This window comes from Methylophilus sp. UBA6697 (genome assembly GCF_002454655.1).
Taxonomy (GTDB): Bacteria; Pseudomonadota; Gammaproteobacteria; order Burkholderiales; family Methylophilaceae; genus Methylophilus.
Genome location: NZ_DKJH01000043.1, coordinates 55453 through 61898, shown reverse-complemented (window position 1 = coordinate 61898; position 6446 = coordinate 55453). Strand labels below are relative to the sequence as shown.

The following is a 6446-nucleotide window of genomic DNA, read 5'->3' as shown; positions in this document are numbered from 1 at the left end:
CAATAAAAGTATTCTCGGGAAAAAGGATCATTCGTTATGAATAAAAATACTATCAAGCCATTGCTGCTCGCGATTGTGTCTGCCTATGCAGCGCAGGCGATGACAGTACATGCTGAAGACGTGAAGTTGGAGAAGGTGGAAATTGTCGGGACGACACCGCTGCCTGGTGTGGGTTTGCCACTGGAAAAAGTACCTGCGAACGTGCAGTCAGCCAAGGGTAAGGAAATTGTGAATCAGCACAGCAATACGATTGCTGATTTTATGAATAACAATATGGTAGGGGTGAGCGTGAATGAGTCACAGAACAACCCGTTTCAACCTGATGTGTTATTCCGTGGTTTTACGGCGTCTCCTTTGTTAGGAACGCCCCAAGGTTTGTCTGTGTTTGTTGATGGTGTACGGGTTAACGAGCCTTTTGGTGATGTGGTCAACTGGGATTTGATCCCGGTGAATGCGATCGCAAACATGAATTTGATTCCGGGCTCCAACCCGGTGTATGGCTTGAACACACTGGGTGGTGCTTTGTCTGTGACGACTAAAAACGGTCGTACCCATAAGGGTGGCGCCATTGAGTCAAGCTTTGGCTCATGGGGACGCAAGAATACCTCTGCCGAATTTGGTGGCGTGTCAGAAGATAACTCTGTTGATTACTTTATCTCCGGCAATTATTTTGACGAAGATGGCTGGCGTGATTACTCGCCAAGCACGGTGAAACAACTGTTTGGCAAGGTGGGCTGGCAAAATGAGACCACGCGCCTGGAGTTGAGCTATACCGGTGCTGATAACAATATGATCGGTAATGGATTGGTTCAAAAAGAGCTGATTCAGGATTTTGGCCGCAGCGCCATCAATACGCGTCCGGATCAAACCAAAAACAGCATGAATTTCTTGAATCTGAACGGTAGTCATTGGTTTAATGATGACGTGCAATTGACGGGTAATGTTTATTTCCGTCAATCCAACCGTAAAACCCTGAACGGGGATGTCAATGATGATTTTAACGGCTCAGGTGCTCTAGATCTGAATGCGGATGGTGAAATCGATAGTGCAGAACTGGCGACAGCGCTTGCTGATTGCCAGGCAGGCAACAACTCTGAAGAAAACTGTTCAGGGGCTTTGAATCGTAGTAATACGCGTCAAAGAGGCCATGGTTTTAATACTCAGTTGACCTTTAACCAACCACTGTTTGAAAAGAAAAACCAGTTAATTGTTGGCGGTGGCTATGATTTTTCAAAAATCAAGTTTTCGCAGTCTACCGAATATGGCTTGATTAACGCCTCACGTGGTGTAGATGCACTGGGTGAGTTGAGTGACGAAGCGGCAGTGAAACTGAATGGCAGAACCACCAGTTGGGGTGCATTTGTCACGGATACTTTGTCCTTGACCGATCAATGGCATTTAACCATGTCTGGCCGCTACAACCATATCAAGGTTGAAAACCGTGACCGCCTGATTCCAGATGTGACTGACCCGGAAACATTGTCTGGCGATCATAGCTTTAACCGACTCAACCCGGCGGTTGGCCTGAACTTTACGCCAACACAAGCGTTGACCATGTATGGTAGCTATAACGAAGGTATGCGCGCGCCAACCTCTATGGAGTTGGGTTGCGCAAACCCGGCTGTACCATGCAAGTTGCCGAATGCGATGGCAGGGGATCCGCCGCTGAAAAAAGTGGTGGCTAAAACCTTTGAAGTCGGCGCCCGTGGCCAGTTAACGGATAACATTCGCTGGTCTACCGCGGTCTATCGCACTGAGAACCACGACGATATTCAGTTTATTGCCACCAATGCCACCAATGGCATGGGCTATTTTGACAACGTTGGTAAAACCCGCCGCGTTGGCCTCGATGCCGGTTTAAATGGCGTGACAGGTGATTTGTCATGGAATGTTGGCTACAGCTTTGTGCGCGCGACTTACCAAACACCTTTTGAAATCACCAATGAAGTGAACTCGTCTTCTGATGGCACCGCTATCCAGGTGGGCAAAGGTGATCGACTGCCTAACTTGCCTGAGCATGCCTTGAAATTGCGTTTGCAATATCAAGTGACGTCACAATGGACGGTAGGCAGCAACATCAATACCTATTCAGACGTATATGTGCGTGGTAACGAGAACAACAAGCATCGCGCCAATGATGGGGATGATGAGCACGTGCAGGACTCTGGCAAAGTGGGTGGTTTCACCATTGTCAACATCGATACGCGTTATCGCTTTGGTAACAGTGGCTGGCAGTTCTTTGCTAAAGCTATCAATATTTTTGACAAAGAATATGCGACAGGTGGCTTGTTGGGTGAAAACTGGATTGAGGGTGGTCAGTTCTCAGGCAATGAAGAACCTTCTAAATTGCTGATGATCGGTGCACCTCGCGCTGGCTGGCTGGGCTTCCGTTATGAATTTGGTGCCAAACCATCATTAGCCAGTTACGACCGTGACTAAATAACAATAATTAAGGACGACGCGTGCTTTCACAAATTTCATCATCCACGGATAAATCGGTTTTTTTACCATTCAAGAAAAAAATTCTGTTGGTAGAAGACGAAGTGCTGTTTGCCAAGGCGGTGGTTAAACGCCTGCAAAAAGCCGGATTTGAGTGTGAGCACGCAGAGTCTTTGCATGATGCCAGATTGCTGGTGAAACAATTTGAACCGGATATGGCGCTGCTGGATATGCGCCTGCCCGATGGCAATGGCCTGGATTTGTTATCAGACTTTGTTGCCAAGAATATCAATACCATCGTCATGACCGCTTTTGGCGATGTGACTGATGCGGTCAATGCGATCAAAATGGGTGCGATAGACTACTTGAAAAAGCCTATCGACCTTGAAGAGTTACTGCTCATTATTCAAAAGAATGAGAAAACCACCGATTTGCAAACCAGCCTGGATTACTCCAGGCAACGCGATACTATCGTCAATGAATCTGTGCAGCTGATTGGTGAGAGTGCTGCCATGCAAAGCGTGCGACAGCAGATTACCCGTATTGCGCAGTTGAGCGCACTCAGTGATGCCGTACAGCCTACGGTGTTGATTACCGGCGAAACTGGTACCGGAAAAGATGTGGTCGCGCGCTACTTGCACGCCAGTTGTGCCAATCATGACAAACCGTTTGTGCATGTCGATTGTGCTTCATTGCCAGCCGAGCTGATTGAAAGCGAGTTGTTTGGCCATGAGAAGGGCGCGTTTACCAATGCTGTAGCTTCACGTCCGGGCTTGATTGAGTCTGCTGAAGATGGCACCTTGTTTCTGGATGAAATTGGTGAATTGCCGCTGGGTTTGCAGGCTAAGTTGCTGAATGTGCTGGAGCGCAGAATGGTGCGACGCCTGGGCTCAACCAAAGAGCGCCCGGTGCAGGCGCGTATTATTGCGGCCACCAATCGTGATTTGTACCAGATGTCCAGTGAAGGACGTTTCCGCTCTGACCTCTATTACCGTTTAAACGTCATCACCATGCAGATGCCGCCGCTGCGTGACCGTGGCCAGGATGTGTTGCTGCTGGCAAATTACTTCAGGCAGATGACCGAGAAGCGCTATGCATTGCCACATCATGAATTTAGCGCGATGGCATTAATGGCGATACAAGGCTATCACTGGCCTGGTAATGTACGTGAAATGCGTCATCAGATCAGCCGTGCCGTGTTGATGTGTACGCAGGCGATGATTTCAGAGCATGACTTGGGCCTGCCGCAGATGGCGGCCGTCAATACAAACTCGTCAACGCAAGGTGAGGCACAAGTCACGCTGGATGATGCAGAAAAAGCCATGCTGTTGAATGCGCTGGAACAGTCACGCCACAATGTTTCCAAAGCGGCCAGGTTGTTGGGCATTACCAGAATGACCATGCGTTACCGTATGGACAAGCATGGTATCTCAGTATAAATAAGCATCCGCCTCCATCGCAGAATCCTTTTTTGCTCAATGACTTAGTTGTCATCACCCGGTTTTGATGGGCTATTGACAACGCTCAGGATTGAGCATAACGTCATCAAACATTTCTATAATATTTGATGAGGAGCGGGGTATGTCAGTCAGTCGATTATGTAGTGTATTGTTGCTCGCATTAACAGTTAGTCATCAGGCGTATGCAGCCACTTACAATGTGGGTGCTTATGACAACAGTATTGCTCAAGGTGTAGGCAGTGGCCTGGATACGATTACGCTGAACGCAGGTGATGTGTTTAATATTTCTGTGAGTGTAGACGATTTGTGGAGTGCAGGCGCATTACCAAGATTTTCTACTGCCGATGGCTTGAATGGTAATTTGTATGCCACGGCAACGGATGATTCCGGTGAGGCGGTGGGTACGTTGATCGGAATTAACTATGGCCCAGTGACGATGGATGGCTTTACAGCCAATTTCGGCCAGCTGGTTGGCCGCATCGGCAGTACTTATATCGCGCTAGGCACCAGTTATAGTGGCGTTGCGGCTGAGAGTGGCGTGCTGAAGTTGTATTACTGGGATTCAAATTTCGGCGACAATGCTGGCAAGATTGCGGTCAATGTGACGACCGTGCCTGAGCCTGAAAATGCCGCCATGTTGTTTGCCGGTTTGGCGGCGATCAGCCTATTGGCAAAACGTAAGTCGCGTTAATGGCATGTTACTGCATTTAAAACCTCGCTTTAGCGAGGTTTTTTGTTATTGGCCTGCGCTTTGCCGCGTGGCTGTCTTGTGACATAAATCAATCCTGATCGGGCGCCAGCGAAATAGCCCATGGTATCATTGCACTTTTACAGTGGAGCTGAAAATGATTGGTACCCCGTTGAGCGCAAATGCGACCAAAGTCATGTTGTTAGGCAGTGGTGAGCTTGGTAAAGAGGTGATTATTGCCTTGCAGCGTTTAGGGGTGGAAGTCATTGCGGTGGATCGTTATGCGCATGCACCGGGACATCAGGTTGCGCATCATGCTTACGCCATTGACATGACGGATGCCACGGCTTTAAAAGCCCTGGTGAATCAGGTAAAGCCACATTATATCGTGCCTGAAATCGAGGCATTGAATACGCAGGCATTGGCTGAAATCGAAGCGACGGGTGTGACCGTGGTGCCTACGGTGCGTGCGGTGCAATTGACCATGAATCGTGAAGGTATCCGTCGACTGGCGGCTGAAGAATTAGGTTTACCAACGTCGCCGTATGCTTTTGCACGCTCAGAAGCCGAGCTACAGGCCGCGATTGACGGCGGTATTGGCTATCCGTGTTTTATCAAACCCACCATGTCTTCATCAGGCAAAGGCCAGTCTCGCATTACGCAAGCGTCTGAGGTGAACACTGCCTGGGAATATGCCGCCAGTGGCGGCCGCGTGAATCAGGGCGTGGTGATTGTAGAAGGCCAGATTGACTTTGATTATGAAATCACCTTGTTAACGGTGCGTGCTAAAAATGTATCCGGCCAGATTGAAACACACTTCTGTGCGCCGATTGGTCATGTGCAGAAGCAGGGCGATTATGTAGAAAGCTGGCAGCCACAAGCCATGCATCCGCAAGCGTTAAAAAATGCACAAGACGTTGCCAAAAAAGTGACTGATGCTTTGGGCGGACAAGGCCTGTTTGGCGTTGAGTTGTTTGTCAAAGGGGAGCAGGTCTGGTTCTCTGAGGTTAGCCCGCGCCCGCATGACACGGGGATGGTGACTATGTGTACGCAGCGTCTGAATGAATTTGAATTGCACGCACGTGCGATTCTTGGCTTGCCGGTAGATGTGGCGCAGCGTGAAGCGGGGGCCAGCGCCGTGATTTATGGCGGTGCAGATGCGCAGGCGCTGGAGTATCATGGCCTGGAAGCTGCGATGTCTGTGCCCAATAGCGAAATCCGCCTGTTTGGCAAACCGGAGTCATTTGTGCGCCGCCGCATGGGGGTTGCGCTGGCAACAGCAGACAATACCGAAGCGGCGCGTGAGTTGGCCAAGCAAGCGGCTGCCTTGGTGACGCCAAAAGTTGCAGGCTAATCAGCATGGCATTAGAGATACAAGAGCCTAATGCGGCCAAACAATCTTTGTTTGAATGGCTGGGCGGGGCTGAAAAGGGCGCTGAAACCATACGCAACCTGGTCGAGACCTTTTACGACACCATGGATACAGACTCTAAAGCGGCTGGTTTACGCGCCATTCATCAGCCGGATTTAACCGAGGCCAGAGAGAAGCTGTTTATGTTTTTAATGGGCTGGACCGGCGGCCCGCAGTTATATATTGAGCGCTATGGCCATCCGCGCTTGCGGGCGCGGCATATGCCATTCCCGATTGACGAGTCGGCGCGCGATCAATGGATGTACTGTATGATTAAAGCCATGCATACGCTGCAGTTTGAAGAGTCGCTCATGAAGCATATTGCCAACCAGCTCTACGGCGTGGCAGACTTTATGCGTAATCGCGAAGGCTAGCGGCCTTGATCGCCTCATCGTTATATTGCTTGCGCATTTCGTTGCACAATAAAAAAGCCCCGCGAACGGGGCTT

The 6446-nt window shown here is 49.7% G+C and carries 5 protein-coding genes; all 5 read left to right on the top strand.

The window, feature by feature from the left end:
* Nucleotides 1–36: 36 nt before the first annotated feature.
* The 5 genes from B3355_RS12030 (at nucleotide 37) to B3355_RS12010 (ending at nucleotide 6372) form a co-directional block, all read left to right on the top strand.
* On the top strand, nucleotides 37–2439 hold the full coding sequence (locus tag B3355_RS12030) for a TonB-dependent receptor (RefSeq protein ID WP_292784239.1): 2403 nt from the start codon (nucleotides 37–39) through the stop codon (nucleotides 2437–2439).
* A 23-nt stretch (nucleotides 2440–2462) separates the two neighbouring features.
* On the top strand, nucleotides 2463–3878 hold the full coding sequence (locus B3355_RS12025; RefSeq protein WP_019882208.1) for a sigma-54-dependent transcriptional regulator: 1416 nt from the start codon (nucleotides 2463–2465) through the stop codon (nucleotides 3876–3878).
* Nucleotides 3879–4020: 142 nt separating this feature from the next.
* Nucleotides 4021–4590, top strand: a complete 570-nt coding sequence (locus B3355_RS12020; RefSeq protein WP_292784237.1) for a PEP-CTERM sorting domain-containing protein — start codon at nucleotides 4021–4023, stop codon at nucleotides 4588–4590.
* A 154-nt stretch (nucleotides 4591–4744) separates the two neighbouring features.
* On the top strand, nucleotides 4745–5941 hold the full coding sequence (gene purT, locus B3355_RS12015) for a formate-dependent phosphoribosylglycinamide formyltransferase (protein WP_292784234.1): 1197 nt from the start codon (nucleotides 4745–4747) through the stop codon (nucleotides 5939–5941).
* A 5-nt stretch (nucleotides 5942–5946) separates the two neighbouring features.
* Nucleotides 5947–6372, top strand: a complete 426-nt coding sequence (locus B3355_RS12010; RefSeq protein ID WP_292784231.1) for a group II truncated hemoglobin — start codon at nucleotides 5947–5949, stop codon at nucleotides 6370–6372.
* The last annotated feature ends 74 nt before the right edge of the window (nucleotides 6373–6446 follow it).

Coding starts and splice junctions, on each gene's coding strand:
- B3355_RS12030 (WP_292784239.1), top strand. CDS start 37: ATGAATAAAAATACTATCAAGCCATTGCTGCTCGCGATTGTGTCTGCC.
- B3355_RS12020 (WP_292784237.1), top strand. CDS start 4,021: ATGTCAGTCAGTCGATTATGTAGTGTATTGTTGCTCGCATTAACAGTT.
- purT (WP_292784234.1), top strand. CDS start 4,745: ATGATTGGTACCCCGTTGAGCGCAAATGCGACCAAAGTCATGTTGTTA.
- B3355_RS12010 (WP_292784231.1), top strand. CDS start 5,947: ATGGCATTAGAGATACAAGAGCCTAATGCGGCCAAACAATCTTTGTTT.